Here is an 826-nt window from a genome sequence, read left to right as displayed (position 1 = left end):
GCCAGGGTCTGATCCAGGCGGGCCGTCAGCTGCGCCTCGCGCGCCGCGGCGGCGGAGTCCCCGGCCTTGGCGGCAGCAGCGTACCAGCGGCGCGCCTCCGCGGCGTTCTGCTCGATCCCGCGGCCAACCTCGTACATCATGCCTAGATTGTACTGCGCGTCCACGACGCCGCGCTCGGCGGCGCGGCGGAACCAGAAGCCGGCTTCCCGCATGTCCTGGGGTCCGCCCTCGCCTTCCATCAGGAACACGGCCGCATTGTACATGGCCGTACGGTCGCCGCCGCGGGCGGCCCGCAACGTCCATCGGCGCGCGGCGCCAAGGTCGCGCGGGACGCCGCCCCGGCCCGCTTCGTAGAGTCCGGCGAGCTTCACCTGCGCCTTGGCGTCGCCCACCTGGGCCAGAGTGGTGAGGCGTCCGACCGCTTTCGGGTCCCCCCGCTCCAGCGCAGCCGACACCTCGGCGTAGCTTTCCCGCGTCCCGAACGTCGCGGCGGTCGCAAGCGGTCGCGTCACCTCGGGCGGGACGGGTCGGGCGGCCGGAGCGGTGGCGACTACGGGTTCAGGCTGGGCGATCGTCACGGCCGCCTCAGGCGAGGCGTCCAGGAAGGTCGCCGGCGGCGCGCTGCGCTCGAAGGCAGCCGGCCGAGTCAGCACCGTCACCCCGAGGCCCGCGCCGCAGAGGGCCGCGCACAGGGCCACTGCAGTCAGAATGAGCCGGACGGCGCCGGCGCCGAACAGCGGGCGCTTCGTCGCGCGGACAGTCTCGAGCTCGGCCAGGGTCTGATCCAGGCGGGCCGTCAGCTGCGCCTCGCGCGCCGCGGCGGCGG

Annotated in this window: 1 protein-coding gene; it reads right to left on the bottom strand. The window is 74.9% G+C overall.

Annotation, left to right across the window (positions count from 1 at the left end):
* Window positions 1-826: tetratricopeptide repeat protein (locus AX721_RS07930; protein WP_197422498.1), on the bottom strand; the 826-nt coding region annotated here is incomplete at both ends.

Source organism: Phenylobacterium sp. CCH9-H3, from assembly GCF_001557235.1.
In the GTDB taxonomy this organism is placed as follows: domain Bacteria; phylum Pseudomonadota; class Alphaproteobacteria; order Caulobacterales; family Caulobacteraceae; genus Phenylobacterium.
The sequence above is the reverse complement of the archived record's forward strand: the minus strand, read 5'-3'. Positions and strand labels throughout refer to the sequence as shown.